The organism is Bacillus sp. YH3-2-B2 (genome assembly GCF_053663335.1).
Map to the genome: position 1 here is coordinate 416176 of NZ_JBSJQE010000003.1, position 26516 is coordinate 442691.

General features: G+C 46.9%; 32 protein-coding genes. 6 read left to right on the forward strand and 26 right to left on the reverse strand.

All coding sequences use genetic code 11. From position 1 onward, the window contains the following. Positions 1–51: 51 nt before the first annotated feature. From ACWJJX_RS12105 to ytaF, 3 genes are all read right to left on the reverse strand, one after another. Positions 52–678 (reverse strand): N-acetylmuramoyl-L-alanine amidase family protein, encoded by a 627-nt coding sequence (locus ACWJJX_RS12105; protein WP_015388023.1) that lies wholly within the window; start codon positions 676–678, stop codon positions 52–54. A 19-nt stretch (positions 679–697) separates the two neighbouring features. Then, entirely contained in the window at positions 698–1015 is a 318-nt protein-coding gene (locus ACWJJX_RS12110; RefSeq protein WP_032857295.1) for a hypothetical protein, read from the reverse strand. 307 nt (positions 1016–1322) lie between these two features. Next, positions 1323–1946, reverse strand: a complete 624-nt coding sequence (ytaF, locus tag ACWJJX_RS12115; RefSeq protein WP_007408366.1) for a sporulation membrane protein YtaF — start codon at positions 1944–1946, stop codon at positions 1323–1325. Between the two features lie 146 nt (positions 1947–2092). Between ytaF and ACWJJX_RS12120 the strand changes: the two genes are divergently transcribed. From ACWJJX_RS12120 to alr, 6 genes are all read left to right on the forward strand, one after another. Next, positions 2093–2725, forward strand: coding sequence for a helix-turn-helix domain-containing protein (locus ACWJJX_RS12120; protein WP_278071161.1), 633 nt, complete (start codon positions 2093–2095; stop codon positions 2723–2725). A 290-nt stretch (positions 2726–3015) separates the two neighbouring features. Continuing rightward, entirely contained in the window at positions 3016–3153 is a 138-nt protein-coding gene (locus ACWJJX_RS12125; protein WP_014470646.1) for a hypothetical protein, read from the forward strand. 93 nt (positions 3154–3246) lie between these two features. After that, complete coding sequence (locus ACWJJX_RS12130) at positions 3247–4365, forward strand: NADH-dependent flavin oxidoreductase (protein WP_003153184.1); 1119 nt, start codon at positions 3247–3249, stop codon at positions 4363–4365. 126 nt (positions 4366–4491) lie between these two features. Beyond that, entirely contained in the window at positions 4492–4704 is a 213-nt protein-coding gene (locus ACWJJX_RS12135) for a spore germination protein (protein ID WP_003153183.1), read from the forward strand. A 125-nt stretch (positions 4705–4829) separates the two neighbouring features. Continuing rightward, positions 4830–5042: a spore germination protein gene (locus ACWJJX_RS12140; protein WP_003153181.1), complete on the forward strand. Its 213-nt coding sequence runs from the start codon at positions 4830–4832 to the stop codon at positions 5040–5042. Positions 5043–5217: 175 nt separating this feature from the next. Further along, complete coding sequence (gene alr / locus ACWJJX_RS12145) at positions 5218–6399, forward strand: alanine racemase (protein WP_233662320.1); 1182 nt, start codon at positions 5218–5220, stop codon at positions 6397–6399. Positions 6400–6546: 147 nt separating this feature from the next. Here the strand turns inward: alr and spo0A are convergent, their stop codons facing one another. The 23 genes from spo0A to ACWJJX_RS12260 all read right to left on the reverse strand — a co-directional run bounded on the left by spo0A (position 6547) and on the right by ACWJJX_RS12260 (position 26453). Further along, positions 6547–7347 (reverse strand): sporulation transcription factor Spo0A, encoded by an 801-nt coding sequence (gene spo0A / locus ACWJJX_RS12150; RefSeq protein WP_003153177.1) that lies wholly within the window; start codon positions 7345–7347, stop codon positions 6547–6549. A gap of 280 nt (positions 7348–7627) precedes the next feature. Continuing rightward, entirely contained in the window at positions 7628–8908 is a 1281-nt protein-coding gene (gene spoIVB, locus ACWJJX_RS12155) for a SpoIVB peptidase (protein ID WP_007408360.1), read from the reverse strand. Positions 8909–9071: 163 nt separating this feature from the next. After that, positions 9072–10802 carry a DNA repair protein RecN gene (gene recN, locus ACWJJX_RS12160; protein WP_327969149.1) on the reverse strand — a complete coding sequence of 577 codons (1731 nt, stop codon included), beginning with the start codon at positions 10800–10802 and terminating at the stop codon, positions 9072–9074. A gap of 31 nt (positions 10803–10833) precedes the next feature. Continuing rightward, positions 10834–11283 (reverse strand): transcriptional regulator AhrC/ArgR, encoded by a 450-nt coding sequence (gene ahrC, locus ACWJJX_RS12165; RefSeq protein ID WP_003153173.1) that lies wholly within the window; start codon positions 11281–11283, stop codon positions 10834–10836. A gap of 94 nt (positions 11284–11377) precedes the next feature. Beyond that, positions 11378–12223 (reverse strand): TlyA family RNA methyltransferase, encoded by an 846-nt coding sequence (locus tag ACWJJX_RS12170; RefSeq protein WP_454021551.1) that lies wholly within the window; start codon positions 12221–12223, stop codon positions 11378–11380. Next, positions 12220–14121 (reverse strand): 1-deoxy-D-xylulose-5-phosphate synthase, encoded by a 1902-nt coding sequence (gene dxs, locus ACWJJX_RS12175; RefSeq protein ID WP_024085592.1) that lies wholly within the window; start codon positions 14119–14121, stop codon positions 12220–12222. The genes ACWJJX_RS12170 and dxs overlap by 4 nt, the downstream gene beginning before the upstream one ends. Positions 14122–14264: 143 nt before the next feature. After that, positions 14265–15155, reverse strand: a complete 891-nt coding sequence (locus ACWJJX_RS12180) for a polyprenyl synthetase family protein (protein ID WP_102421901.1) — start codon at positions 15153–15155, stop codon at positions 14265–14267. Further along, the gene (locus ACWJJX_RS12185) at positions 15145–15399 is read right to left on the reverse strand and encodes an exodeoxyribonuclease VII small subunit (protein ID WP_007408352.1); all 255 of its coding nucleotides are present in this window, start codon (positions 15397–15399) and stop codon (positions 15145–15147) included. Before ACWJJX_RS12185 ends, ACWJJX_RS12180 begins: the two co-directional genes overlap by 11 nt. Next, on the reverse strand, positions 15396–16742 hold the full coding sequence (gene xseA, locus ACWJJX_RS12190) for an exodeoxyribonuclease VII large subunit (protein ID WP_003153166.1): 1347 nt from the start codon (positions 16740–16742) through the stop codon (positions 15396–15398). Before xseA ends, ACWJJX_RS12185 begins: the two co-directional genes overlap by 4 nt. Before the next feature lie 123 nt (positions 16743–16865). Continuing rightward, positions 16866–17717, reverse strand: coding sequence for a bifunctional methylenetetrahydrofolate dehydrogenase/methenyltetrahydrofolate cyclohydrolase FolD (gene folD, locus ACWJJX_RS12195; RefSeq protein WP_146277157.1), 852 nt, complete (start codon positions 17715–17717; stop codon positions 16866–16868). Between the two features lie 11 nt (positions 17718–17728). Beyond that, entirely contained in the window at positions 17729–18121 is a 393-nt protein-coding gene (gene nusB, locus ACWJJX_RS12200) for a transcription antitermination factor NusB (RefSeq protein WP_061890719.1), read from the reverse strand. A gap of 264 nt (positions 18122–18385) precedes the next feature. Next, positions 18386–18793, reverse strand: coding sequence for an Asp23/Gls24 family envelope stress response protein (locus ACWJJX_RS12205; RefSeq protein ID WP_003153156.1), 408 nt, complete (start codon positions 18791–18793; stop codon positions 18386–18388). Positions 18794–18814: 21 nt separating this feature from the next. Then, entirely contained in the window at positions 18815–20167 is a 1353-nt protein-coding gene (gene accC / locus ACWJJX_RS12210) for an acetyl-CoA carboxylase biotin carboxylase subunit (protein WP_071391627.1), read from the reverse strand. 14 nt (positions 20168–20181) lie between these two features. Further along, on the reverse strand, positions 20182–20661 hold the full coding sequence (accB, locus tag ACWJJX_RS12215) for an acetyl-CoA carboxylase biotin carboxyl carrier protein (protein ID WP_070082099.1): 480 nt from the start codon (positions 20659–20661) through the stop codon (positions 20182–20184). Positions 20662–20814: 153 nt separating this feature from the next. Next, complete coding sequence (locus ACWJJX_RS12220; RefSeq protein ID WP_069013078.1) at positions 20815–21465, reverse strand: SpoIIIAH-like family protein; 651 nt, start codon at positions 21463–21465, stop codon at positions 20815–20817. A gap of 3 nt (positions 21466–21468) precedes the next feature. After that, positions 21469–22161 carry a stage III sporulation protein AG gene (gene spoIIIAG, locus ACWJJX_RS12225; RefSeq protein ID WP_003153148.1) on the reverse strand — a complete coding sequence of 231 codons (693 nt, stop codon included), beginning with the start codon at positions 22159–22161 and terminating at the stop codon, positions 21469–21471. After that, positions 22154–22774, reverse strand: coding sequence for a stage III sporulation protein AF (spoIIIAF, locus tag ACWJJX_RS12230; protein WP_015388014.1), 621 nt, complete (start codon positions 22772–22774; stop codon positions 22154–22156). The genes spoIIIAG and spoIIIAF overlap by 8 nt, the downstream gene beginning before the upstream one ends. A gap of 16 nt (positions 22775–22790) precedes the next feature. Further along, positions 22791–23999 carry a stage III sporulation protein AE gene (gene spoIIIAE / locus ACWJJX_RS12235; RefSeq protein WP_326359444.1) on the reverse strand — a complete coding sequence of 403 codons (1209 nt, stop codon included), beginning with the start codon at positions 23997–23999 and terminating at the stop codon, positions 22791–22793. Positions 24000–24031: 32 nt separating this feature from the next. Then, a complete protein-coding gene (gene spoIIIAD / locus ACWJJX_RS12240; protein ID WP_071392571.1) occupies positions 24032–24421 on the reverse strand; it encodes a stage III sporulation protein AD in 390 nt (129 codons plus the stop codon). Positions 24422–24433: 12 nt separating this feature from the next. Continuing rightward, the gene (spoIIIAC, locus tag ACWJJX_RS12245; protein ID WP_003153142.1) at positions 24434–24640 is read right to left on the reverse strand and encodes a stage III sporulation protein AC; all 207 of its coding nucleotides are present in this window, start codon (positions 24638–24640) and stop codon (positions 24434–24436) included. Between the two features lie 22 nt (positions 24641–24662). Continuing rightward, positions 24663–25178: a stage III sporulation protein SpoIIIAB gene (spoIIIAB, locus tag ACWJJX_RS12250; protein WP_104842677.1), complete on the reverse strand. Its 516-nt coding sequence runs from the start codon at positions 25176–25178 to the stop codon at positions 24663–24665. Next, positions 25172–26095 carry a stage III sporulation protein AA gene (gene spoIIIAA / locus ACWJJX_RS12255; protein ID WP_454023005.1) on the reverse strand — a complete coding sequence of 308 codons (924 nt, stop codon included), beginning with the start codon at positions 26093–26095 and terminating at the stop codon, positions 25172–25174. The genes spoIIIAB and spoIIIAA overlap by 7 nt, the downstream gene beginning before the upstream one ends. 76 nt (positions 26096–26171) lie before the next feature. Beyond that, a complete protein-coding gene (locus tag ACWJJX_RS12260; RefSeq protein WP_003153124.1) occupies positions 26172–26453 on the reverse strand; it encodes a YqhV family protein in 282 nt (93 codons plus the stop codon). Positions 26454–26516: the final 63 nt, after the last annotated feature.

The following is a 26516-nucleotide window of genomic DNA, read 5'->3' on the forward strand; positions in this document are numbered from 1 at the left end:
ATTATAATCGTTATGCACATCAGGAGGGCGCTATTTACACATATTTTATCATTACCGTCCGCTGTAATAGGTTTCGATTCCGTTTACAACGGCGTCCGCGGCGTGCTCTTGTCCGTTATCGCTTTTCAGCTTGTCCGCATCTTGAGGATTTGTGATAAAACCTAATTCAGCCAGCACACTCGGCATCTTTGAATATGTAATAACATAAAAAGGAGCTTCTTTTACGCCTCTGTCCCTCATCCCTAAAGACGTGACAAGCTGCTGCTGAATGTCGGAAGCAAGCCTTTCGCTGTCCGCTCCTTCATATGTCGAATTAAAATACGTTTCCGCGCCCGATGCCGTTGATACGGCTGAATTGGTATGGAGGCTGACGAATAAATCGGATTGGCTGGCGCTCGCTTTCGCCACCCGCTCGTCCAAACGTAAAAAAGTATCATCAGTCCTTGAAGCTACAGGTTTTGCGCCTTCTGTCTCCAATTTGGCGATCACCTTGTTTGACACCGCTAAATTGATGTTTTTCTCAAGCAGTCCATTTCCGCCGGCCCCGCTGTCTTCTCCGCCATGTCCGGCATCTATATAGATGGTTTTCCCTTGCAAAGGTTCGGCTGCATAAGCGGACGGCGCAAGCAGAAGCAGAGCGGCACCGAAGGCAGCAGCGCTTTTTGTCAGTAAACCCACGTTTTTTTCCTCCCCGTTTTCACATATCTGTTTCTTTTTTCAGTTTCTCAAGCCGTAATTGTCCGCTGCTCTCTTTTTTATAGGTGATTTGCACCGCCGTATGTTCAGGCAGCGACTGACATTCAAACCGCTTAGTGAAAGGCACCTTCACCTCTTGCCTTTCTCCGTCAATTTCGACCGCGATCGTATCGTTTCCGGCCGCTTTTATAAATGTTCCTTCCTGTGTAAATGACGGCGCCGCATCAGCCTCCGCGGTATACTCGCAGCCTGATAACAGCCATGCGGTGAAGATCAGAAGTATGGCAGACTTCACACAGATCACCTCACGTTTTCTCATTCGGCTTTATCTTTGAACAGAATGGCCGATTTGTAAAGGGAGCCTCCATTCCTCCAGCGCTTTTCCATATTTGGAATGAAGGCTATCTGACCTGCTGTTTACCTGAACTTAGAAAGAAAACAAGCTGATCAGTCTATGAAAAAGGTTCTGTCTGAAGGCCGAATATGCAGAATTTAACGGAAACGGACGACTTTCTGTTCATTTTGAAAAAATATCAGATCGGCAAAAAAGAGAGCCGCGTCATGCACTCTCCCGAATAGAAACATTCATATTTATTTTGAGCTTTTCATAAAATGAACGGGACAACTTAAAAGAGCAGCGTATTGGCGGCAATGATGAGAATAATCACTCCGCTCAACACCGTGCTGAACTGTCCGACGTGAAAAGAACCGATGCGCAATGAAGCGGCTTTTTTTCCAAGCGAGCAGCCGATCCATATGGTCAGAAAGCTTCCGACCGCCGCAGTAATAGAAATGGCAGCGGGAGAAAGCCCGATCAACCCCGCGCTTAATCCGTTGGTCAGCGCATTTGCGGATACGGCCACCCCGAGAACCATGGATTCCAATATACCGATTTCTCCCGAACCGTCGGCATCCGCTGCCTCCGGATTTTGCAGCAGACCGGCAAAACGGCCTTTTTTTCCTGACGCACCAACACGCGCTGTTTTTCTCGGCACAGCCAGCAGAATGATGCGGATACCGATGACAGATAAAATAAACGCCGCCAGCAATACAGGAAGAAAGCCCGGTAAAACGGCTGAAATCCATTTGCCGAAATAAATTCCGATATAACTGAATACAAAACAGATAAAAGCGATCATCATATTTGACGCATGCGATATTTTGATTTTTCTGATGCCGTATGACATCCCCACTCCTAAATTATCAATGCTTGAGGACACTGCCAAACCTAAAATCAATAACCAAGCCATGTTCGTTTCTCTCCATTCTTTGATGTCTTTTCAACATGTTGTGCCGTTGAATCTACACTATCCTATTCAGCAGCACAGAAAAGGTACCTTTTCTGCAAAAATTATTGATTGACGATCATCATTCCGGCGGAAACGAGGTGACACCCTTGCCAGAAAATAAAAATAAGACACTGGGACCCCTTTTAAAATCACTGCTTGATAAGCACTCACTCTCCATGAGAAAGCTCGGCGCCTTAACAAACATTGATACGGCCACCATCTCCCGGATTATCAACGGCAAACAGAAGGCCAATTTAAAGCATCTTCAGGAATTTTCAAAACATCTCCGCACCCCGCTGGAGGAATTGCTTGAGGCGTCAGGCATAGACATCGGCCATGAAAAAGAAGCTGCGCCGCAAGACCCGATGCACGCGATTCAGGATATGCTGAATATGGCCGAGATGTTTGATCAGCCTTTTTCCCGGGAGCAAATTGAGCGCGAACTGACCAGATATGAACAATACGCCAAAACCCAGCAGGGCCATCGCCTGATTTGCGATGAGTTTCAAAAGAAAATGGACAATGAAGAAAGCGTCGGCCCTTTTATTGATCATTTGAAAAACATGCATCATCAGTATATGGATGAATCAACACCGGCTGAAGACCGCGCGATTCTCGGGAGCGCGCTGCTGTATTATATTTTAGCGACCGACGTCATTCCGGATTACATGTTTCCGATCGGCTACCTGGATGACGCCATCGCCGTGCAAATCGCTTTGAACCGGCTGAAAAAAAAGTAAAGGCGCTTAAAAAAGCGCCCTTTTTGTGTTGAAAAATATGAAACACCGCATTACGGTTTTGTCAAAACAGAGACAGCTGTCATATGATACATCAACCTAACAAAAAGGAGGGTGTCTTCTATGGACAGCAACACAGTAGTGGCAGTGTGCGCTCTGTTAAGTGTTGTGATTCAGATCGGAACGATATTCGCCGCAGGAAAGTGGAAAAAAGAATAAACAAATTGACGGTTTTTTCGCACAAGCGTATGCTTATAAATAACCTTGTAAAAGATAAGAAAGAAGATATGCATATGAAAAAAATCATTCTCCTCTTCGCCGCCGCTGTCATATTCAGCTCGATCGGCCATCAAATTTCAGGAGGATATAAAGATCCTGAAAAGGAACGGAGAAAACCGTTTCATTCGTTTAAATGGTTCAGCCGGTCATAACCTCCGGAAGAAGAACAAGCAAAATAATTGCACACAATGAAAACATAAGCTAGAATACGGACGAGTTAAACTCCTAAGGAAGAAGGCGAAATGATGAAGCAAACTTATCAACCGCTGTTTGAACCTTTTACGTTCGAAAGCGGCGTCACCATACCAAACCGTATTTCAGTCGCACCGATGACACACTATTCATCAAATGATGACGGAACGATTTCCGACCGTGAATTAAGCTACATTACTCCCCGTTCAAAAGAAATGGGCATGGTCATTACGGCATGTGCAAACGTAACGCCGGACGGCAAAGCGTTTCCAGGCCAGCCCGGCATCTATGATGATTCTCACATTCCCGGCTTGAAAAAACTCGCTCAGGCGATCCAGTCTCAAGGAGCGAAAGCCGTTGTGCAGATTCACCACGGAGGATTGGAATGTCCTCCTGAACTCGTGCCAAACAACGACGTCGTCAGTCCGAGCGGCTCAGAAGAAGACGGCAGACAAACGTCCCGGGCCCTCACCGAACAAGAAATTGAGCACATCGTGAAAGCATTCGGCGAAGCGACACGCAGAGCGATTGAAGCCGGCTTTGACGGTGTTGAAATTCACGGGGCAAACGGGTACCTGATTCACCAATTTTATTCACCGAAAACAAACCGGCGCACAGACCGCTGGGGCGGAAGCGATGAAAAGCGCCTTGCGTTCCCGCTTGCAGTCGTTGACGCTGTCAAACAGGCGATTGATACACACGCTGAAAATCCATTCGTTCTCGGCTACCGCCTGTCACCGGAAGAGCCGGAAACACCGGGGCTTACAATGAAAGAAACATTCATGCTCGCCGACGCGCTTGCGGAAGAGAACTTGGATTATCTGCATATTTCACTGATGGATGTCAATTCCAAAGCCCGCCGCGGCGCGGATACTTCACGGACCCGGATGGATTTATTAAACGAACGCGTCGGCCATAAAGTGCCGCTGATGGCCGTCGGTTCCATCTATACCGCGGACGAAGCGCTTGCCGTATTAGAAAGCGGAATTCCGCTGGTGGCTCTGGGACGTGTCATTTTGATTAACCCCGAATGGGCGGTGCTGGTCAAAGAAGGCCGCGAACAGGAAATCGAAAAAGCCATTCAAGCATCTGAAATTGAGAAATACCGACTTCCTGAACCGTTATGGGAAATGATTCAGAATACAGGCGGCTGGGTGCCGTTTGAAAAGTAGACTAAAAAAACTGCCGGATGTCCGGCAGTTTTTTTGATTCACAAGTTTTTACCGCTTTGTTTACTCTTATTTCCAACACATAGCGTACATATAGTAAATAGATTAATAGAAAGGAGACCGTATATGATGGCTGGTTTCCCTATTACGATTAACAGTCTTTCCGGAAACGGGGTTGTCAATGTCGGCGGTGCGTTTTCGATAAGTCCTTTAACCGTATCAAAAACCGTCTACGGCTCAGGAGGGGGAAATACAGGTATGGTCCTGCAAATGAATCAATCCAGCACATCTCAATCTTCAAACTCTCAATACTCTGATCAAAATGTAACGAAAACATTATGACATCCGTATTTCCCTCCCTTTCCGGCTGGCAGCAGCCGGATTCTTTTTGCCGTTTTGTTTAATCTTATTCCATATCACAGCGTACATATAGTTAGTAGACTGTGAGAGAAAGGAGAAAAAATAGAATGAGCGGTTGCCCGATTACGATAAACAACGTATCAGGAAACGGAGTTGTCAATGTTGGCGGCGCCATATCCATCAGTCCGCTGACTGCATCAAAAACCGTTTTCGGTGCCGGAGGGGGAAATATCGGCATTGTCATTCAAAACAATGCTGTAAGCCAGTCCAAAATGTTTGAACATCAATTTTCAGATCAGAATATTGTAAAGTCAATTTAAGGGCTGCCAAGCAGCCCTAACTGCATAAATAAAGCAGGCACACTGATTTCCCGAAAACTTGATTTTAAACATCAGCGATCACCTTTCCATGTTTTGAATGATTTCAGTTAAAGATGAATAGAATGCAGATTGAAAGCATGAGTACTGAATCTCATTAAGGAAAGAAGGAATCGTGATGAAAAAACTTTGCCGGGAAGTTTGGATTGAAGTTGACCTTGATGCGATAAAAAAGAATGTACGGGCGATCCGCCGCCATATTCCGAATACGTCTAAAATTATGGCCGTCGTAAAAGCGAACGCTTATGGCCACGGGTCTGTGGAAGTAGCGCGGCAGGCACTGGAAAGCGGGGCGAGCGAGCTTGCTGTCGCAAGCGTCGAAGAGGGAATTGTGTTACGGAGAGCGGGAATTACGGCACCTATTCTCGTGCTCGGCTTTACAGCTCTCAGCTGTGTGAAAAAATCTGCCGTTTGGAACATCACATTATCAGCGTTTCAGGTCAGCTGGATCAAAAAAGCGAATCGGATATTGGAAAAAGAAGCAGATTCGAAACGGCTGTCCATTCATATCAATGTGGATACCGGAATGGGCCGGCTGGGTGTGCGCACAGAAGAAGATCTTTTAGCAGTGGTGAAAGCGCTCAAGTCGAGTACATACCTGTCATGGGATGGCATCTTTACACATTTTTCAACAGCGGATGAACCGGACACTGAGCTGACGATGCTGCAGCACGAAAAGTTTATCAGCTTCCTCCGCTTTTTAAAAAATCAAGACATTACGCTGCCTACCGTGCATATGTGCAATACAGCCGCCGCTATCGCATTCCCGGAATTCAGCGCCGACATGATCCGTTTAGGTATTGGGTTATATGGTTTATATCCGTCCGCCTCGATAAAGGAACTGAACCTCGTGGATCTCACACCCGCACTAAGTTTAAAGGCGCGTATTGCTTATGTGAAAGCTATGGTGACAGATCCCCGGACCGTCAGTTATGGCGCCACATATATCGCCGAACCGGGTGAAATCATCGCGACGATTCCGATCGGCTATGCTGACGGTTACTCCCGCGCCCTGTCCAACCGCGGGTTTATTCTGCACCGCGGCAGACGGGTGCCGGTGGCGGGGAGAGTGACAATGGATATGATAATGGTCAGTTTAGGTGAGAATGAGGGCAAACAAGGAGAAGAAGTCGTCATCTACGGCAAACAAAAAGAAGCCGAGATTTCCGTTGATGAAATTGCCGAAATGCTCGGTACGATCAGCTACGAAGTCCTGTCTGTGTTAAGCCGCCGCATCCCCCGCTTTTATTTCAGAGACGGCAAAATCATTAAAATATCAGCTCCGGTATTATACGTATAGACGGCATAGTTCCCGTATTTATGTATAGAACAAGTACCGGCGTGAGTGGTTCCCATTGTTTTCGTCAGCAAAATCTCAAAACGCCTTCTCTTCCGCGTTCATGCACGGAATAGAAGGCGCAAAAAGACATTTAGCCAAAGGCTTGCGTTACGAAGCTTTATGCTCCAATCTCAGCTTGTCAGCAACCATCGCGATGAATTCCGAGTTGGTTGGTTTTGCTTTTGTCATGCTTACCGTATATCCGAACAGTGAAGAAATGGAATCAATATTTCCCCTGCTCCATGCGACTTCAATGGCGTGGCGGATGGCCCGTTCTACACGGCTTGCGGTCGTGTTGAATTTTTTGGCGATGTCGGGATAAAGGACTTTTGTGATGCTGCCGAGGAGTTCAATATCGTTATACACCATGGAAATGGCTTCACGCAAATAAAGATAGCCTTTGATATGGGCAGGTACACCGATCTCATGGATAATGCTTGTAATGCTGGCATCGAGATTTTTCCGTTTCGGCTCCGGCTGGCTGCGGATAATGCTGCTTTGCGCGGACGGCGCACGGTGTGTGACACTGCTGACATTTCCGCTTACCTGGCGGATATGGCCGACAAGGTTTTCCATATCAAACGGCTTCAGGATGAAATAGGACGCGCCTAAATCGACGGCTTTTTTCGTAACGTCTTCCTGACCGAATGCCGTCAGCATGATGACGTTCGGCTGCTTCTCGAGCTCTGATTCCCGCAGACGCTCCAAAACCGCAAGTCCGTCCAGATGCGGCATGATAATGTCTAAAACGAGCACATCGGGATTCTTATCTTTAAACAAAGAAAGACATTCCTGTCCGTTATAAGCAACGCCGATCACTTCCATATCATCCTGTCCCTCTATATATTCACTCAACAGGCTTACAAGCTCTCGATTATCATCAGCAACACAAACTTTAATTTTCTCCACGTTTCTTCCTCCCCCAATGTATTAACAGGACGCAACCCATTTGACTGCTATATGTTACATTCGACAAAACCACTACTTCCCCTTTTAAAAAATCCATATTTACCAATAATAGTGGTATATCTTTGTTTTTCTAGCATTTTCTAGGTTTTTCGACTAAAAATTAAGTTTGACAAATCAGGAAACGTGAATTTGTCGAAAAATCTTCATGTCTTATTTTACATGAATCCCGGAAAGAAGTGAAGAACGCATCACATAAAAAAACTGCCGGATCATCCGGCAGTCAGCTTGCTTTGTCTTTCCCGTAAACATCAACACCCGCTTCAGACAGCATCCATTCGATATGAACGCCGTAGCCGCTTGTCGGATCATTGACAAATACGTGGGTTACGGCTCCGACGACCTTTCCATTCTGAATGATCGGGCTTCCGCTCATCCCCTGAACGATTCCGCCGGTTCTTTTCAGCAGTTTCGGATCTGTCACTTTCAACACCATTCCCTTTGTCGCCGGGAATTTTTGCGGCGTGGTGCTGACGATTTCAATATCAAATTTCTCTACTTTATCGTTTTCGATAACCGTCAGCATTTGCGCAGGTCCTTTTTTTACTTCATTTGACAAAGCAATCGGAAGCGCTTTGTCGGAAATGTTGTTTTTAATCGGCTGATGCAGTGTCCCAAAAATGCCGAACGGGCTGTTGCGGTTAATATCGCCGATCGTTTTCCGTTCTGACGAAAACCTTGCCAGTTTTTCGCCGGGATTGCCGCCTTTTCCTTTTTCAATCGATGTTACAGTAGAACGGACGATTTCTCCGTCTTCTACAACAATCGGTTTTTTTGTATCCATATCAGAGATGACGTGGCCCAATGCGCCGTATTTTTTTGTTTTCGGTTCAAAAAATGTCATGGTGCCGATGCCGGCTGCCGAATCGCGGATATAAAGGCCGATTCGATATTTCCCCTCGGCTTCGTCCTTTGTCGGAATCAGCTTTGTTTTGATTTTTTGCTTATCGCGTTTCACCAATAAATCCAAAGATTCACCGGTTTTGCCCGCTTTTTGAATAAACGGGGCGATATCGCTCATTTTTTCAATTTTATGTCCGTTCATTTTAATAATGATGTCGCCAGATTCAATACCCGCTTGTTCTCCCGGAGACTTTTTCCCATCCTTTGTCATCACCTGGTGAAAACCGACGACCAAAACACCGACTGAATGCAGTTTTACACCGATGGACTGTCCGCCCGGAATGACCTTCAATTCAGGAAGGACACGCACTTTCGTTTTTTTAATGGGAAACCCGGCAAGATCATATACTACTTCTGACCGGCCTTGTGTTTGCCCTGTTATGTTTGCATGACCGTGCTCTTCTTTCAGCGTAAAGGCTTCTGATAATTCGCCCTTTTCAGCGCTTATTGATGCATTGACCGGAACGGCCTGAGTCTGGTTTTCAAAGACGCTCATTTCTGACGGTATCAGTAAATATTCTTTAAACGGCTTAAAAAAGCCTACACTTAGTAAAGAAACAAGGAGAATTACACCTATTGCTTTCCTCATGTTATCGTGCATTCATTCCTTCACTCTCCTCGCTCCTATCCCACACCACTTTCTTTTTCTGCTACATCTATACTTTTGCCTTCCTGCGCTTGATTTATAACCGGCATACGAAGAAAAACATTGGATACACTGTTAGAGAAATGGAACAAAAAAATAAGCTGCCTGTATCAGCAGCTTATCCTGTCGTTTTTACCTGTCCGGCCTGTTTTAAAAGCTCTTGTGCATGCCGTTTTGTCAGATCGGTCACTTCAACACCCGCAATCATACGGCCGATTTCCGCTACCTTATCCTGCTTGGAAAGCGGCGTGACATGCGTTGTCGTCCGGCCGTCTTTGAATTCTTTTGCGATCAGAAGGTGCGTATCCGCCATGGCGGCAACCTGCGGCAGGTGTGTAATGCAGAGCACCTGTGAACCGGTCGATACTTTATGGATTTTTTCAGCGATGGCTTGGGCAACCCGCCCGCTTACACCGGTGTCCACTTCGTCAAAGATGATGGAGGTGACATCCTGCTGGGAAGAAAAAATACTCTTCATCGCCAGCATCACCCTTGAAAGCTCGCCTCCGGAAGCGACCTTTGACAGCGGTTTTAAAGGCTCACCGGTGTTTGTTGAAATTAAAAACTTCACAAGGTCAATCCCCTTATGGGTAAGCTGCACGGGCTGCCCGTTAACAACCGGAGCTTCACTGGCAGACGGATCGGTTTTCACGAGAAATTCCGTATCAAACGTTGATTTGCCCATATACAGACTTTGTAATTCCTGATGAATCGCTTCCGCCAGTTTCTTGGCCCATGCTTTTCTGATTTTTGATAAATTGGCGGCTTCTACGGCCACATCTTTGCCGACCGACTCCAATTCCTTCTTCAGGGCTTCAAGGTGGCTGTCGCGGTTCTCGATTTGATCGATTTCCTCTTCTATTTTAGATCCGTATTCCAAAATGTCTTCTACCGTCGCTCCGTATTTGCGCTTCAGCTGTTTGATCTCATTTAAACGGGTTTCAATAAAATTCAGCCGTTCCGGATCATATTCCAGATCATCTAACAGATTGCGCATCTGAAAGGTTGCATCCTCCAGCAGATAATAGGAACTTGACACACTTTCAGACAGCTTTTGCAGCGGTTCATTGATATCCGAAATATCTTCAAGCTGAGCAGAGGCCATTCCGACCCAGTCAAGCCCCCCCTGCTCGCTGCGGAGCGCATTATAGGCGTTTTGCAATGATTCATAAATTTTTTCAAAGTTGGATATCTGCTTCCGCTCTTCCTGAAGAAGTTCGTCTTCATTCAATTCAAGCTTCGCCGACTCGATTTCTTCAAGCTGAAATTGAATCAGGTCTAACCGATGCGCCATTTCCTGCTCGCTTTCTGACAGCTTCTTCACTTTTTTGAGCAGCTTCATATAACGCTCATAGCCTTCATGGTAAGCCTGAAGCGCGGATTCGGCCTCAACGCCCGCAAATTTATCCAAAAGCTCCAAGTGTTTGTCGTCCTCCATTAACAGCTGGTTATCATGCTGTCCGTGAATATCTAATAAAAGTCTGCCGATTTCCCTTAAAGCCGCAATCGTCACTAATTTTCCGTTGACACGGCAGACGCTTTTTCCTCCGGCATTGATGTCCCTTCTCATGACAATCATGTCGTCAGATGCGTCTATTCCCTGCTCACGGCATACTTCAAAAACGGGATGACCGCTGTCCAATAGAAACAGTCCTTCAAGCTCGGCCTTTGTTTCACCGTAACGGACAAATTCAGACGAGCCGCGGCCGCCGACTAATAGGGAAACGGCGTCTATAATAATTGACTTGCCGGCCCCTGTTTCTCCCGTCAGGACGGTGAGCCCCCGTTCAAACGAAATCGTCAGTTCCTCTATAATGGCAAAGTTTTTTATTGATAGTTCAGCTAACAAACAGCATTCCACCTTTTATCTGATAATTACGCTACAGCAGCTCCAAAAGACGGCTTTGTACGCCTTCCGTATCTTCAGGCGTCCTGCAGATGATTAAGATCGTGTCATCTCCGCAGATCGTGCCCATGATTTCTTCCCATTCGAGATTATCCATCAGAGCGCCGATTGCCTGAGCATTCCCCGGCATCGTTTTTAATACGATCATATGGCTTGCTGAGTCAATTTTTACGAACGCATCCATTAATGAACGCTTCAGTTTTGACAGCGGATTGAACCGCTGATCCGCCGGCAGGCTGTATTTGTAGGAGCCGTTGTTCGTCGGCACCTTTACGAGATGCAGCTCTTTAATGTCTCTGGAGACAGTCGCCTGGGTTACCTTATATCCTTCTTCTCTCAGCATGTCAACTAAGTCATCCTGCGTTTCAATCTCATGGCTTGTAATAAGCTCTCTGATTTTTATATGCCTTTGGCCTTTTGTCATGTAAGCACCTCTGTTTTCAAGCTGTTTGTCATTATGTTAACCGCTTCTTGATAAAAAGTACATGATGGCAGAAAAAAGGAATAATAGCCCCCTATTATTCCGGTACATCTGTCTTTTTGGCTTTTAATGTCTCATGTGCTTCGCGGACGGTACGGAGAATGTCTTCTTCCGGCAGTTCAGCGCCGTTTCCGTTTTCTCCGCCCCATTCCAAATGAAGCAGAAACTCAATATTGCCGTCTCCCCCCGTAATCGGTGAGAAGGACAGTCCTTTCACTGTATATCCTTCAGAAGCGGCAAATTGATTCATGCGGCGGAGAACGTCAGCATGAACGCCGGGATCTCTGACAATGCCTTTTTTTCCGACGGATTCCCGTCCGGCTTCAAATTGCGGCTTCACCAGTGCGATACAATCGCTCCCCGGTACAAGCAGCGTTTTTAAAACCGGCAGAATGAGGCGGAGTGAGATGAAAGAAACATCGATTGTCGCAAATTCCGGCAAACCCTCTGTGAAATCGGAAGGCTCGGAATAGCGGAAATTCGTCCGTTCCATGACGACGACCCTCTCGTCCTGTCTGAGCTTCCAAGCAAGCTGATTATAGCCGACATCCACTGCGTAGGACCGCTCGGCTCCGTTTTGGAGGGCGCAATCCGTGAATCCCCCTGTAGACGAGCCGATGTCAATCATCGTTTTGCCTTTTACCGAGACAGGAAACACTTCCAAGGCTTTTTCAAGCTTTAATCCGCCTCTGCTGACATATTTAAGAGGGTTTCCTTTTACCGTTAACGGAAGATCCCGGGCGATTTTTTCACCCGGTTTGTCCAATCGGTTTTCATTTGAGTATACGATGCCCGCCATAATGGCGCGTTTCGCTTTTTCCCGCGTTTCCGCAAGGCCTTTTTCTACAAGAAGTACATCTAATCGTTCTTTTTTTGCTGTCATGATCCAATTCCTTTATGTGTCTTCGGCGGCATCAGCAGTTTTATCCGGTTCATAACCTCAGCCTTCGTGAGACCGATTTCTTCAAGCAGGGCGGTTACGCTGCCGTGTTCAATAAACCGGTCTGGGATGCCCATTCTGTCAATCGGTGTATGATACATGCCGAGGTCATGAGCGTATTCAAGAATCGTGCTGCCGAATCCGCCTTCAAGCACAGCTTCTTCTATCGTTAAAATCGGCAGACCTTCATTAAGAATGGCCTTCATCATTTGTTTATCAATCGGTTTTATGAACCTCGCATTCACGACACGCACGGACAGGCCTTCTTTTTGCAGTTCTTCAGCCGCTTCCAGCGCCATTTCAATGGTCGTACCGAATGTTAAAATGACCGCGTCTTTTCCGGGACGGAGCACTTCCCATGTTCCGATCGGAATGGTTTTCAGCTCTTTATCCATCTTTACGCCGAGCCCGTTTCCGCGCGGGAAGCGCATCGCGATCGGACCTTCCTCATAGGAAAGGGCTGTATTGACCATATGGCGGCCTTCATTTTCATCCTTCGGCATCATTAAAACGAGGTTCGGTATATGCCGCAAAAAGGCGATGTCAAAGACGCCTTGATGCGTCTCCCCGTCAGCGCCGACCAAACCGGCGCGGTCAATGCCGATAAATACATTCGCGTTTTGACGGCAGATATCATGGACGACCTGATCGTACGCCCGCTGCAAAAAGGTCGAATAGATCGCAAGAAACGGCTTCATCCCCTGAAGCGCCATTCCCGCGGCCATTGTCGCCGCATGCTGTTCTGCGATTCCGACGTCAAACATGCGCTCAGGAAATTCTTTCGCAAATCCTTCAAGCTTAGAGCCGACCGGCATAGCCGGTGTAATCGCGACAATTCTGTCATCCTCGCGCGCCAGCTCCTGCACGGTGCCGCTGACAAGTCCGCTCCATGAAGGCGCCGCGGCTTTCGGCTTGACGAAATCACCCGTATTGATTTTATAAGGACCCGTTCCGTGCCATGTGCCGATTGTGTCGGTCTCAGCCGGTTTATAGCCTTTGCCCTTTTTCGTAATGACATGTAAAAGGACAGGGCCTTTCGTTTTTTTGGCGTATTGCAGGTTTTCAAACAGTTCGTGGTAGGAATGACCGTCAACCGGGCCTAAATACGTAAAGCCCAGCTCTTCAAAAAACATACCTGACACAAGCATATATTTTAAGCTGTCTTTTATCCGTTCCGCTGTGGCGGCCAATTTTCCGCCGACGGCCGGGATGCGCTTAAATAAATATTCAAGCTCGTCTTTTACCCATTGATATTTGCCGGCCGTGCGAAGCCGTCCCAGCATAGAATGAATCGCTCCGACATTCGGCGCAATGCTCATCTCATTATCATTCAGAATGACGATCATATCTTTTTTCTCATCACCGATATGGTTCAGCGCTTCAAGCGCCATTCCTCCGGTTAAAGCGCCGTCTCCGATAATCGGGATGATATATTCTTTCGATCCTTTAATATCACGGGCGGCAGCCATTCCCATCGCGCCTGAGAGCGATGTTGAGCTGTGGCCTGTTTCCCATACGTCATGTTCGCTTTCGCTGCGTTTCGGGAAACCGCAAAGCCCTTTATATTGGCGCAAGGTTTCAAACTCCTTGCCGCGCCCGGTTAACAGTTTATGAACATAGGACTGATGTCCGACATCCCATAAAAATTTATCTTTCGGACTGTCAAATTCTTTGTGAAGCGCAATTGTCAGCTCGACAACCCCGAGGTTCGGCCCGATATGGCCGCCAGAGGCAGACAGCGATGTGATGAGGAAATTGCGGATCTCCTCACTCAGCTCTTCCAGCTGTTCAATTGACATCTTTTTAAGAAATGACGGGTCCTGTATTGATAAAAGATCCAAAGCGGATCAACTCACTTTCAGCATGAATTTCTGCAAATTAAACAGTGTCTTTTTGAAAAAAGAAAAAGACTCCCTTTGTATTTTCATCGAAACTGCTTACATTTTACCATAGGAGCGGCAGCCCCTTCAAATCAGGACCGTTTTTAATGATCTCTCGCCGCGATTAAATCACAGAGGTCATGCAGCAGTTCTTTCTGAAGAGAAAGGCCGCTGATGATCCGTTTCGCCTCGCTGATATGATACGCCAGCTTCTCTTTCGCGCCTTCTAGCGTTAAAAGCGACGGATACGTTGACTTTTCATTCGACGTGTCTGAGCCGACCGGTTTGCCGATCTTCTCCTCATGCCCTTCAATATCAAGGATGTCATCTCTGATTTGAAATCCGATGCCGATATGGCTGCTGAACAGACGCAGCTTTTCGACTTCATCCTCCGGCGCATCTGCCAAAATGGCGCCCGCCGTCACGGAAAAACCGAGGAGCTTGGCCGTTTTCCGCTCGTGGATGGATTCCAGCTCCTCAAGCGTTATCCGCTTTTGTTCCGCTTCCATGTCGGCAGCCTGCCCGCCGACCATTCCTTCCGTTCCTGCCGCGCTGATCAGCTCATCGACGAGACGGAGCCGTTTTTCTGCTGAAACCGCCTCAGACACGTGAGATGTGATCAATTTAAAGCTTTCTGTCAGAAGCCCGTCTCCGGCCAATACGGCTGCCGCTTCTCCGAAGACTTTATGGTTTGTGGGCTTTCCCCGGCGCAGATCATCATCGTCCATGCAAGGAAGATCATCATGGATTAAGGAATACGTATGAATCATTTCGACAGCGCATCCGACCGGAATCCCGTCTTTTTCATCTTTTCCGTAAGCATTCAGAACGGCTAAGACGACGAGGGGACGCAGCCTCTTTCCGCCCGCTTCCAAAGAATACAGCATAGATTTTTTGAGGATTTCCGGCATCGCAAGCCGTTCCGTATACAAAAAAAGCTGCTGTTCAATCAGTTGTTTGCGCGATGCTAAAAATGCGTCCAGTTTATTTGTCACCTTCGTCTTCCTCCTGAACGCTGAAAGGTGCAAGTTCGCCGTTATCTTTTAAAATAAAGTCCATTTGCTTTTCGACATGCTGAAGCTTTTCATGGCACATTTTTGAAAGGGCCATCCCTTCCTGAAAATAATTAATCGCCTGCTCAAGCGGCACGTCTCCTTCTTCAAGCTTTGCCACAATACCTTCAAGGCCTTTCATCGCCTCTTCAAATGTCAGCTCTTCACTTTTTTTGGTTTCTGTCATTTTCGTTCGCCTCTCTTTTGCAATACTTCACACGTCAGAACGCCGTCTGTCATCTTTACTTCAAGCGTATCATTTTGTTCCACTTGATCAACGCTTTTGATCAGCTCTTTGTCTTTATAGGCCAGACTGTATCCTCTCTCCATCACCTGAAGGGGACTTAATGCATTCAGTTTACCAAGAACCGTCTGAAACTGCGAATGAAGCTGCTTCAGCTGGACATTCATGCTTCGGGCGAGCTGATTTGAGCGCTCCTCGTACCGTTTTTTCGCCTGTTTCAGCTGGGTTTCAGGGTGGAGCGCCGTTAATCTGTACGTATTCCGCTCCAGCTGTCTTTGTTTCCTGTCCGTAAGCCCTGTGAGCTGTGATTGGAACTGCTGATACAAAAGATCAAACTGCTGTTCTTTTTGGGTATACAATCGTTTCGGAAAACGGAACGCGTAGGATGACTGGAGCGATTGAACCCGTTCTTTTTTCTTGCTGATATGCTGCTGCATCGCTCTTGTCAGGCGGACTTCCGCCGTTTTTGTCCGTTCCATTAAGTCCGTCGTGTGGGGGACGGCGATTTCTGCCGCTCCTGTCGGCGTTGCCGCCCGGATATCCGCGACGAAATCACTGATTGTAAAATCTGTTTCATGTCCGACGGCTGATATAATCGGAATGGCGGAAGCAAAAATCGCCCGGGCCACGATTTCTTCGTTAAATGCCCACAATTCTTCGATCGAGCCCCCTCCCCTTCCGACGATCAGGACGTCACACATTTTTTGTGCATTGGCTTCTTCAATGCGCTTCACAATCGATCTGCTGGCATTTTCACCTTGAACGAGCGCGGGAAGCACAATGACTTTCACAAGGGGGTATCTTCTTTTAAGTGTGGTAATGACGTCTCTGACGGCTGCTCCCGTCGGTGACGTGACGACCCCGATCGTAGCCGGAAAAGCGGGGATGGCCTGCTTATGCCGGTCATCAAACAACCCTTCGCCGGCAAGTTTTTTCTTTAATTCTTCATATGCTAAGTAGAGCGCCCCCACACCGTCCGGCTGCATTTCTTTCGCGTACAGCTGATAGCTTCCGCTCGGTTCATAGACGGAGATCCCGCCTCTTACGATGACCTTCATTCCGTCCTCGGGCTTAAACGCAAGCCTCGAACTTTGTCTTTGAAACATGACGGCCTGCATGCGGGCATGCTCATCTTTTAATGTAAAATAGATGTGGCCTCTCGTATGAATTTTAACATTGGAGAGCTCACCCTTAATCCAAATGTCTTCAAGATGAGGGTCCACATCGAATTTTCGTTTAATGTATTTGGTCAGCGCGGAAACCGTGACATATGCCGCTTCACTCACATCCTGCACTCCTTTCATAAAGGCTTTTTGCCCTAAACTAAGAAAACCCGCTCTGGCTGAAAGGAGCCTTAAGAAGCGGGTATCGTGCTCATTGTCACACTTTTTGTGACTGTCTCCGGTTATCTATGATAACGTACGTCTGGCAGATTTAACAGTATTATGCGCAAGCATTGTGATGGTCATCGGACCTACTCCGCCCGGCACCGGTGTAATGAAAGATGCTTTTTCTTTCGCTTCATCAAACTGAACGTCTCCGCAGAGTTTTCCGCTTTCGAGACGGTTGACGCCGACATCAATGACAATGGCGCCCTCTTTGATTTGATCGGCTTTGATGAAATTCGCTTTACCGACCGCTACCACAAGAATATCTGCTTTTTTCGTATGCTCAGCCATATTTTTCGTGCGGGAATGGCAATATGTGACGGTCGCGTTTTCGTTCAGCAGCAGCTGGCCGACCGGTTTACCGACAATATTGCTTCGTCCGACTACAACAACTTCTTTGCCGGAAAGATCTACGTTCGTCTTTTTCAATAACTCGACAATTCCGTGCGGCGTGCATGGAAGAAATGTATCTTCGCCAAGCAGCATTTTCCCGACGTTGAGAGGGTGGAAACCGTCAACATCCTTATCGGGAGAGATCCGCTCGATTACGGCTTTTTCAGAAATATGATCCGGGAGCGGCAGCTGGACGAGAATGCCGTGGAATTCCGGATTTTGATTATACTGATCAATCACTGTTAAAAGCTCCGCCTCGGTTAAGCTTGAGTCAAAGCGGTCAAGCTTAAATTTCATTCCCATTGTTTCAGCGGCTTTTTTCTTGCCTGTCACATATGAAACAGAAGCGGGATCGTCTCCGATTAAAATGACCGCCAAACCGGGCACTACGCCTTGTGCTTTCAGCTCTTCTACTTCTTTTGCCAATTGTTCGCGTTTTTCTTTAGCCGTTTCTTTTCCGTCGATGATTGTTGCAGTCATTTTCTTTCCTCCTATGATTCGATATCAGTTTTAATGTTAGAAAGAACCCCGTTTACGAATTTTGCAGCTTTATCGTCGCCGAACCGTTTTGCCAGCTCGATTGCTTCGTTTAATGACACGTTAGCAGGAATGTCGTCAGTATAAACCATTTCATACACCGCCAGACGCAGGATCGCGCGGTCTACGTTTGCAATCCGGTCAAGCTTCCAATTGACGAGATGGCCGGAAATCATTTCATCAAGCTGAACCTGATGTTCGATCACTCCGTACACCAGCTGTTCAAAGAAGGCATCTGTTTTTTCACCATCAAGCGCGTGCTCAATGGCATCGTTCGGTGCAATATCGCTGACATCAATCTGAAAAAGTGCCTGCAAAGCTTTTTCTCTAGCTGTTCTTCTTTTCATTTTCTTTCTCCTTCAGATCCGCTTTATCCGCTTGTCGTTAAGCTTAAAGAGATCATAACATATTTTTTTCTCAATCGCATGTCGAAATTTAGGTTTTTTCACCCTAATGCCGAATATTTTCACAAACCGTATTAATTTCATTCGGATTTCACAGCATGAAGAAACTCGGCTGCCGTTTGTAAGCCGGCTTTCTTCATGCCTGAAATGACGGGAAACGTATAAAAAACCAAAGGGCTGCCCATCCCCTTGGTTTTTATACGCTCATTACATTTCTTCGTCGATTTCGACTTCTTGGGCTTTCGTGTCAAATTGAATGCCGACGATATGAATATTGATTTCATTAATGGTCAGAGACGTCATGTTTAATAAGGTTTGGCGGATATTCTCCTGAACGCTTGCCGCCACTTTCGGGATCGAGATCCCGAATTGAACGACGCAATAGACGTCGATGGTAATCCCGTCATCGGCTAAATCGACCTTTACGCCTTTACCGTGATTGATTTTGCCGAAGCGCTCTACGACGCCGGTGGCGAAATTGCCGCGCATTTCAGCAACTCCTTCAACTTCGGAAGCGGCGATGCCGGCAATGACTTCAATGACCTCAGGAGCAATTTCAACCTTGCCTAAATGAGCCTCATCATGATCCATTTTAAGCACACTGTTGTCTTCCATTCAATTCACCTCCCGCAAAAATTATGAGCCCATTACATCATATGTTTCTAAAAACTTTGTATTAAACTCTCCGCTGACAAATGTTTCGTGTTCAAGCAGTTTCAGATGGAACGGAATCGTCGTTTCAATACCTTCAATCACGAATTCGCTCAGCGCGCGTTTCATCCGTGCAACTGCCTCATCACGCGTTGTTCCGTATGTGATGACTTTAGCAATCATACTGTCATAGTACGGCGGGATCGAATAGCCGGGATATGCGGCTGAATCCACGCGTACGCCGAGTCCGCCCGGCGGCAGGTACATGTTAATTTTACCGGGTGAAGGCATGAAGTTTTTCGCAGGATTTTCAGCGTTGATGCGGCATTCAATCGCCCAGCCGTTAAATTCAACGTCTTCCTGTCTGAGCGAAAGCTCCTGTCCGGATGCCACTTTGATCTGTTCTTTGATCAGATCCGTTCCCGTCACCATTTCTGTGACAGGGTGCTCTACTTGAATACGCGTGTTCATTTCCATGAAGTAGTAGCGCTGTTCTCTGTAGTCATAAATGAATTCTACTGTGCCGGCTCCCGTGTAACCGACGGCCTTCGCTGCTTTTACCGCAGCTTCGCCCATCTGCTCCCTGATTTCAGAATCAAGCGCAGGTGACGGTGACTCTTCAAGAAGTTTTTGCAGGCGTCTTTGGATAGAACAGTCACGCTCTCCGAGATGGATCGTGTTTCCGTAATTATCCGCAAGCACCTGAATTTCAACATGGCGGAAATCTTCTATGTACTTCTCGATGTACACACCCGGATTTCCGAATGCCGTAGCGGCTTCCTGCTGGGTAATCTCAATGCCTTTGATCAGTTCTTCTTCTGTGCGTGCGACCCGGATGCCTTTTCCGCCTCCGCCCGCAGTGGCTTTTATAATGACAGGATACCCAATTTCACCTGCAAGCGAAACCGCTTCTTCCGTATTTTTTATGATTCCTTTTGAACCGGGCACAATCGGCACGCCCGCCAGCTGCATCGTGTCGCGCGCGATATCTTTTGTTCCCATTTTTGAAATGGCGTCAGCCGTAGGGCCGACAAACGTTACGTTTAATTCCTCGCACAGCTCGGCAAAGTCGGCGTTTTCAGCTAAAAACCCGTATCCCGGATGAATCGCATCCGTGCCGGTCAGCTTTGCGACGCTGACGATGTTCGTTACATTTAAATAGCTGTCTTTTGATGTTTTCGGCCCGATACAAAAAGCCTCATCGGCCATTTGGACATGCAGGGCATCTTTATCTGCCTCAGAATAAACGGCTACAGTTTCAATGCCCAGCTCTTTGCAGGCCCGGATGATTCTGACGGCGATTTCTCCTCGGTTGGCGATCAATAGCTTTTTAATCATAATAGCAGGTCTCCTTACTCAGCTTTTACAAGAAATAGAGGTTGTCCGTATTCGACCAGCTGGCCGTTTTCAACTAACACTTCAACGATTTCTCCTTTTACTTCGGCTTCAATCTCGTTAAAGAGTTTCATTGCTTCTACGATACAAACAACTGTATTTTCGCTCACTTTTGAACCTTGGTTTACGTAAGGGCCGGCTTCCGGCGATGAAGAAGCATAAAACGTTCCGACCATCGGAGACGTAATTTTGTGCAGGTTTTCGTCTTGTTTCGGCGCTTCCTGAACAGGAGCGGCTTCACGCGCTTCCGGTTTTGCAGCCTGCGGAGCAGGTGCGTAAGCGGCGGGAACGGCTTGGGCTTGTCCCGTTACATTCACTGCCGGCGCTTCATTTTTTTTCAGTTTGAGGCTTACGCCTTCGATTTCGTAAACGAATTCGTCGATGGAAGATTCATCGATTCTTTTTATCAGTTCATGAATTTCGTTGATTTTTAACATCAGTTTCCACTCCTATGTATAAAAAATAGAAATTTATGGGTTGCTACTAAAAGTACATACTATGTTTATCTTACAGGAGCGCTTGTGTAAATTCAACACTGATCTAAAATGACATCAGAAAAGCCCGCAGCAGGTGCGGGCGGTGGAGATCTCTTATTTTGTCGGTTCAAACGTAATGGCGACGTCTTTCATCGTCTTGATTTCTTTTTTTACAAGGTCAATGATAGCGGAAGCTTTTGCGTTTGAATGTTTGTCAGACATGACCGTAATGTTGATTTTGTCTCCTTCAGCATCCACGAGCGCATCTTTGTAGCCTTGTGTTTTAATCAGCGTTTCCAGCTGTTTTTCCGTCCCTTCAGCATTGCTCAGCGCCGTCATTTTATCGTAGGCTTCGCTTTTTTCCTTTGCGGTCGCATCATCGCTTGAAACAATGCTGTTTAACTGTTCCCTTTCTTTGCTTCTCGCGTCTTCAAGCTCCATGCGGTATGCGGTAAATAAGTTTTCATCAGCTGTTTCTGTAGCGACCGATCCGTCTTTGTCCGATGCTTCAGCTGATGTTTCTTTATCCTCTTTTGTGCCTTTAGAATCTTTCGTTCCTTTTGTTCCGTCTTCTTTATCCGTGCCGCTTCCGTTCTTATCTTTCGTTTCAGGAGCCGGCGTTTTTTCAGTTGCCACTTCTCCGCTGCTTTTTTCGCTTTTCATCTGCACGGCATTTTTGCTTTCCGGCGACATAATATAATAAACACTTAATACCACGACGAGACTGAGCATTGTTAAAAGCCAAACCGTTTGTTTTTTCAGCATGATTTATGAATCCTCCTTGATTTTTTTAGGGGCAACCGCTACACGGTAGCTCGGAACATCAAGCACCCTTGTGACGGCATCAATGATGGTTTTTTTTATTTGAACGTTGTCCACTCCCTGAGCGACAACGAGTACACCGCGGATATCGGGCTTTTTCGTCTGGACGACGACCGGGGTTTCCTGATCCCCGTTTCGAATCATGACAATTTGCTCCTCTGAGGTTTGATCGGTTACGCTTCTTTTGCCGCCTTCTTTATCGGTTTCTTCGGTGGTGGTGTCTTTTTTCGTTTTATTTTTCTCAAACACTTTTAAAGATGTTGCGTCTACGTTCACGACAATTGATACATCCTCCACGCCGATAATCGTTTCAAGGATTTCTTTCAGCTGGTTTTCATAGTCTCTTTCATAATCATCGATCGTGTTTTTGGCGCTGCTGTCTTTCGATGCCTTAAAAACGGGTGCGCTTTTTTGCCCGCTTTTGTCTTCCGTTCGGCCGGACATGACGGTCTGCGCCGCTTGGTCCTTCCCGGTTTTCTCCGGTGAAGAGAACAGCTGGCTCACCAGCATAAAAGATACCCCGAGCACAAACACGAACAGAAAATAATGATATTTTGTCAGTTTTGGTTTTTCTCCGTCTTTCGCCTGTCCGATCATCAGCTGTTTTTTGAGTATGGTCCATAGTCCGTTTTTATTCATGGCCGTTTTTCTCCCCGCCTTCCATATAAACCGTAATTTTCTCACTGCCGATTTCCCATATATCCGCAAGTTTTTCTTTGATGTCTGCGGCCTCTTTTTTTTCGGCTGCGCCTTCCGGTTCGTATTTGCGGTCTGTGCGGATGTCGATCGGTGCGACGGTTTGCACGGTTTTTTCAGAAGATGGGGCCATATACACGCTGATCGTTTTTACATCTTCTTCTGAACGAACCTGTTCTTCCGCTGTAAGGCGGATGTCGTCTATTTTGTATTCGTCATGACTGAACATCTCCTCCGCTTTCTTTTTTAGTTGGACAGCCATTTCTTCTAAAACATATGCGCGGTTTGATGCTTGTATTTCTTTTTTTTCTGATTTGATTTGATTTTTTATATCAGCGGATTGAGATTGCTCTTGTTTTGTCAAATAATCGAAGATGATTTCCGGGTCTGTTTTGAAAAGTTTGAAGATCGGGTTGAGCATGACAATGATTAACAGCAGGCTGACAACCATCTTGGCGTATTTTTGCATACTGGAGCTGGGCAGCAGCATGTCGATGACGATGGCGAATAAGATAAATAAAATAATGCTTGTCAGCCATTCTGTTAAAAAGCTCATATCCAATGGGCCTCCTTTATTTCATCATCATGGTGAGGTTGCCTGCTGTAATAATGACTGTAATACTGAGGAAAAACATGAGAGAGACGATGGCGAGCGCCGCGAAAATATACAGCACGCTTCTGCTGATGACGCCGAGGCACGTAATGACGGGACCGCCTCCGAGCGGCTGCAGAATAGCGGCCGCGAGCTTATAAATAAAAGCGAGCGAGAGCACTTTAATCGCCGGAAACGCGGAGATGCAGATCAAAATTCCGACTCCTAGGATTCCCACGGTGTTTTTTAATAGGAGCGAGGCGCTGATGACCGTATCCGTCGCATCCGTAAACATCCGGCCGAGCACGGGAATAAAATTGCCTGTGATAAATTTTGCAGTCCTGAGCGTAATCCCGTCCGTCACGGCAGCCGAAGCCCCCTGTACGGAGATGACGCCGAGAAACACGGTGAGGAATACGGCAAGCGCGCCGATCGCAATATTTCTGAGCAGATTGGCAAGCTGCGTGACTTTATATTGATCCGTCATCGTGCTGACGATGCTTAAAATCGCTGACAGGAAGATAAGCGGCATGACAATGTTTTGAATGAGAAGGCCGCTCGTATTCATCAGAAATAAAATAACGGGGTGAAAAAAAGCTGCGGAGACGGCTCCCCCGGAAGACGCCAAAAGCGCGAGTAAAAGCGGGATGAGCGCGAGAATGAAACTTGTCATCGTCTGGATCGCTTCACTGGCATAATTGACGGCAACATGAAAGCTGTTTAAAGCGAGAATAATCAGCACCATGTAGACAATTGCATAAGCCACTTTGCTGACGGTGCTCTGCTGGAACGCATTTTGCAAAAGCTGCAGAATGACACAAAAAATGGTGAGAAGAATCAAAGTTCCCAGGAGCTTTCCGTTTGCGAGCACTTCATGAAACAAGTATGAAAATAAAGCCTTCAGCCATGCCTCCGGCGAGAACGTTTTTTCTCCGTTAATAAAGTCGATGATGCTTCCCTTTTGGCTTTCAGGCAGAAGACCGCCGTATTCTGTCATGATGTCGTCCCAAAACTTTCCGATGCCTTCTGTTTTCAGCGCTTCGGCCTGCTTTTTCGCCACTTCATCAGCGGATTCTTGATGAATTGCGGTTTCCTGCGACGCACCGTCTGTTCCGGCAGCTTGTACACATTCAGTCTGAAAAAATAAGAGGATGAACAAAAAAGCCCCCGCCCACCGAAAGCGCTTCATTTTTTGTGCCCCCCTTTCCATTTTATTGATGATCAAGAAGGAATAAGTCCGAGAATCGTTTCAATAATGACGGTGAGTATCGGCACGGCCATTACCAGTATCAAAATTTTTCCGGCCAGCTCTATTTTCGAAGCAATCGCTCCCTGGCCCGCATCCTTTGTCAGCTGCGCACCGAATTCAGCGATGTAGGCGATGCCGATAATTTTTAAAATGGTTTCCACATAGACCATATTGACATTTGCATTGACGGCTATTTTTTCTATCATTCTGATAATGTCGTAAATCTGATCGATGAGATAGAGAAAGATCACGCAGCCGCTGAAGACGACAATCATAAACGCGAAAGTCGGTTTCTGTTCTTTTACGATCAGGGAGAGAAATGTGGCGATCAGGCCTAAACCTACAATTTGAACAATCTCAATCTGTAAGCCCCCCTATCCTTGGAATAGAAACACAGCTTTGATCTTTTTGAACAGGTCATCGACAATCGTCGCCACCATAAATAAAATATAGATAAAGCCAAGCAGCGTCACCCATTGGGCGTATTCTTTTTTTCCCATTTGGTCAAGTATGGTGTGCAGAAACGCAACCACGATACCGACTCCGGCGATTTGAAAAATGACATTTACGTCGACTCCCATTTTATGTTTGCTCCCCTCATGTTTACATCAATAGAAGAATGAGTAACAGTCCGGCTAAAAATCCTAAGCTTTTCACCATTTTTTCATTTTTCGCCTGCGCCCGTCCGGCATCCGCTTCCGCCGCTTCCAAATGTGTAAGCGCAAGCTTGATATGTTTCTGCTGAGAAACACGGTCATGGAGCCCGAGCGTCTCTCCGAATTGCTTCAGCACATCATATTCGCTTTTTTTCATCGCCATGGAAGACCAGTTATGTTTCAAGCTCTGTTCCCAAGCCGTTTTGGCGGAATCGCTTCCCTGCTCAAGCCTTCTGCTGAAAGCTTGAAACAATAACGATACAGGTTCGGAAAGCTGTGCGGCAATTTGTCCCGAGGCGGTATGCAGCGGCGTATGCCCGAACATGATTTCCGCTTCTAGCGATTGGAGCGCCGCGCGCAGCTGACGGATCTGCCTCGGCCTTTCAATATACATTTTGGCGATCTCAAATCCCGTCCATGTCGTCGCTGTCAGAATGAACACGGCACCTAAAAGCTTCAGCATGACATCACGCTTTCAGCATGCGGAACAGGTTTCCCGTCCTTTCCGTAAATCCTGCTGATCGTTCCCGGACCGCGGCGTCTTGACAGCTCCACATACCGGTCAAACACGTTTTCCTCCCACAGCATTTTCAGCGACGGCCTCTTGACCAAGTCTTTCATATTCCATCCGTGCGCAGAGACGATAACGGATACGCCCGCATGGAGCGCCTCCATCAGCGCTTGTGAGTCTTCCATTCTCCCAATTTCATCCACAATTATGACATCAGGGCTCATAGAGCGGATCATCATCATCAGCCCTTCCGCCTTCGGACAGGCATCAAGGACATCGACTCTGCGGCCGAAACTGTGCTGGGGAATGCCCCGCAGGCAGCCGGCAATTTCCGACCGTTCATCTACGATACCTGTCTTTTTTGCCGGGATGCGTGTTGATCCGGTGCTGGAAAGCCGGGCCAAATCACGAAGCAAGGTCGTTTTCCCCGTTTGCGGAGGACCGATGATCAGCGTGTTCAGCCAGTTTTCTTTCCATAAGAAAGGAATGAGCGGTTCTGCGATCCCCAGCTTCTCCCGGGCGATTCGGATATTAAAAGATGTAATATCCCGGAGTCCTTTGACGGCTCCGTTTTCGACGATGACTCTTCCGGCCAGCCCCACACGGTGGCCTCCTCTGATTGTGATGTATCCTTTTTTCAGCTCTTCTTCCAGCGTGTACATACTGTAATTGCTGAGCCGGCTGAGGATCAGCTGTGCGTCGCCGGCCGTACACACATATGACAAATACAAAGGTTGTCCTTTTTGGATCAGTTCAACCGGCCTGTCGACCCGGATTCTGATTTCTTCTGTATCCCGCCTTGCTTCTTCGGGCACGGCGGAGATGGCATCTCTCAATAATTCAGGGAGAACCTCTGTAATTTCATTCAATAGAGTCTCCTCCTTTTTACCGATTGGCTTCTTTAAAATGTATGATCCGGGACAGACTTTATGACACCCCGGCCCTCTATTTATGCACACCGGCCAAAATCAGCACCACCCCCGCAAAAATCAATATTAATTTTGCATATGAGAGCTGTCCGGCAATCTGATAAATGCCGATCGTCATTGTGATGATAAAGATCAGAGGGCCGACGATTGCCAAAATACTATTCACCACAACCGCTTTTCTGATGTCGTTTGTCAAAAGCATGATAATAGCGGCAGATAATTCAATGAGCGAGGACAAAACTCGTAAACCGGCCATCGTTAAAACAGTAGAATTGATTGAACCGAACAAAAATTTCATTGCAATCCCCCAACTTCAAGCATTTTGTTACACTATATGCTCTAGCTGACGGAAGTAGTCTCA

Bases quoted from the DNA above. Each gene is read 5' to 3' on its own strand.
- ytaF (WP_007408366.1), bottom strand. From the start codon at position 1,946: ATGGCTTGGTTATTGATTTTAGGTTTGGCAGTGTCCTCAAGCATTGAT.
- spoIVB (WP_007408360.1), bottom strand. From the start codon at position 8,908: ATGCACGATAACATGAGGAAAGCAATAGGTGTAATTCTCCTTGTTTCT.
- alr (WP_233662320.1), top strand. From the start codon at position 5,218: ATGAAAAAACTTTGCCGGGAAGTTTGGATTGAAGTTGACCTTGATGCG.
- spoIIIAC (WP_003153142.1), bottom strand. From the start codon at position 24,640: ATGGGAGTCGACGTAAATGTCATTTTTCAAATCGCCGGAGTCGGTATC.
- accB (WP_070082099.1), bottom strand. From the start codon at position 20,661: ATGTTAAAAATCAACGAAATTCATGAACTGATAAAAAGAATCGATGAA.
- ACWJJX_RS12110 (WP_032857295.1), bottom strand. From the start codon at position 1,015: ATGAGAAAACGTGAGGTGATCTGTGTGAAGTCTGCCATACTTCTGATC.
- ACWJJX_RS12185 (WP_007408352.1), bottom strand. From the start codon at position 15,399: ATGACAGAAACCAAAAAAAGTGAAGAGCTGACATTTGAAGAGGCGATG.
- spoIIIAG (WP_003153148.1), bottom strand. From the start codon at position 22,161: ATGAATAAAAACGGACTATGGACCATACTCAAAAAACAGCTGATGATC.
- folD (WP_146277157.1), bottom strand. From the start codon at position 17,717: ATGACTGCAACAATCATCGACGGAAAAGAAACGGCTAAAGAAAAACGC.
- ACWJJX_RS12130 (WP_003153184.1), top strand. From the start codon at position 3,247: ATGAAGCAAACTTATCAACCGCTGTTTGAACCTTTTACGTTCGAAAGC.
- ACWJJX_RS12260 (WP_003153124.1), bottom strand. From the start codon at position 26,453: ATGAAATTTTTGTTCGGTTCAATCAATTCTACTGTTTTAACGATGGCC.
- nusB (WP_061890719.1), bottom strand. From the start codon at position 18,121: ATGAAAAGAAGAACAGCTAGAGAAAAAGCTTTGCAGGCACTTTTTCAG.
- ACWJJX_RS12135 (WP_003153183.1), top strand. From the start codon at position 4,492: ATGGCTGGTTTCCCTATTACGATTAACAGTCTTTCCGGAAACGGGGTT.
- ACWJJX_RS12220 (WP_069013078.1), bottom strand. From the start codon at position 21,465: ATGCTGAAAAAACAAACGGTTTGGCTTTTAACAATGCTCAGTCTCGTC.
- spoIIIAB (WP_104842677.1), bottom strand. From the start codon at position 25,178: ATGCTGAAGCTTTTAGGTGCCGTGTTCATTCTGACAGCGACGACATGG.
- ACWJJX_RS12125 (WP_014470646.1), top strand. From the start codon at position 3,016: ATGAAAAAAATCATTCTCCTCTTCGCCGCCGCTGTCATATTCAGCTCG.
- ACWJJX_RS12140 (WP_003153181.1), top strand. From the start codon at position 4,830: ATGAGCGGTTGCCCGATTACGATAAACAACGTATCAGGAAACGGAGTT.
- spoIIIAE (WP_326359444.1), bottom strand. From the start codon at position 23,999: ATGAAGCGCTTTCGGTGGGCGGGGGCTTTTTTGTTCATCCTCTTATTT.
- ahrC (WP_003153173.1), bottom strand. From the start codon at position 11,283: ATGACAAAAGGCCAAAGGCATATAAAAATCAGAGAGCTTATTACAAGC.
- accC (WP_071391627.1), bottom strand. From the start codon at position 20,167: ATGATTAAAAAGCTATTGATCGCCAACCGAGGAGAAATCGCCGTCAGA.
- ACWJJX_RS12170 (WP_454021551.1), bottom strand. From the start codon at position 12,223: ATGACAGCAAAAAAAGAACGATTAGATGTACTTCTTGTAGAAAAAGGC.
- spoIIIAF (WP_015388014.1), bottom strand. From the start codon at position 22,774: ATGAGCTTTTTAACAGAATGGCTGACAAGCATTATTTTATTTATCTTA.
- ACWJJX_RS12205 (WP_003153156.1), bottom strand. From the start codon at position 18,793: ATGGAAGACAACAGTGTGCTTAAAATGGATCATGATGAGGCTCATTTA.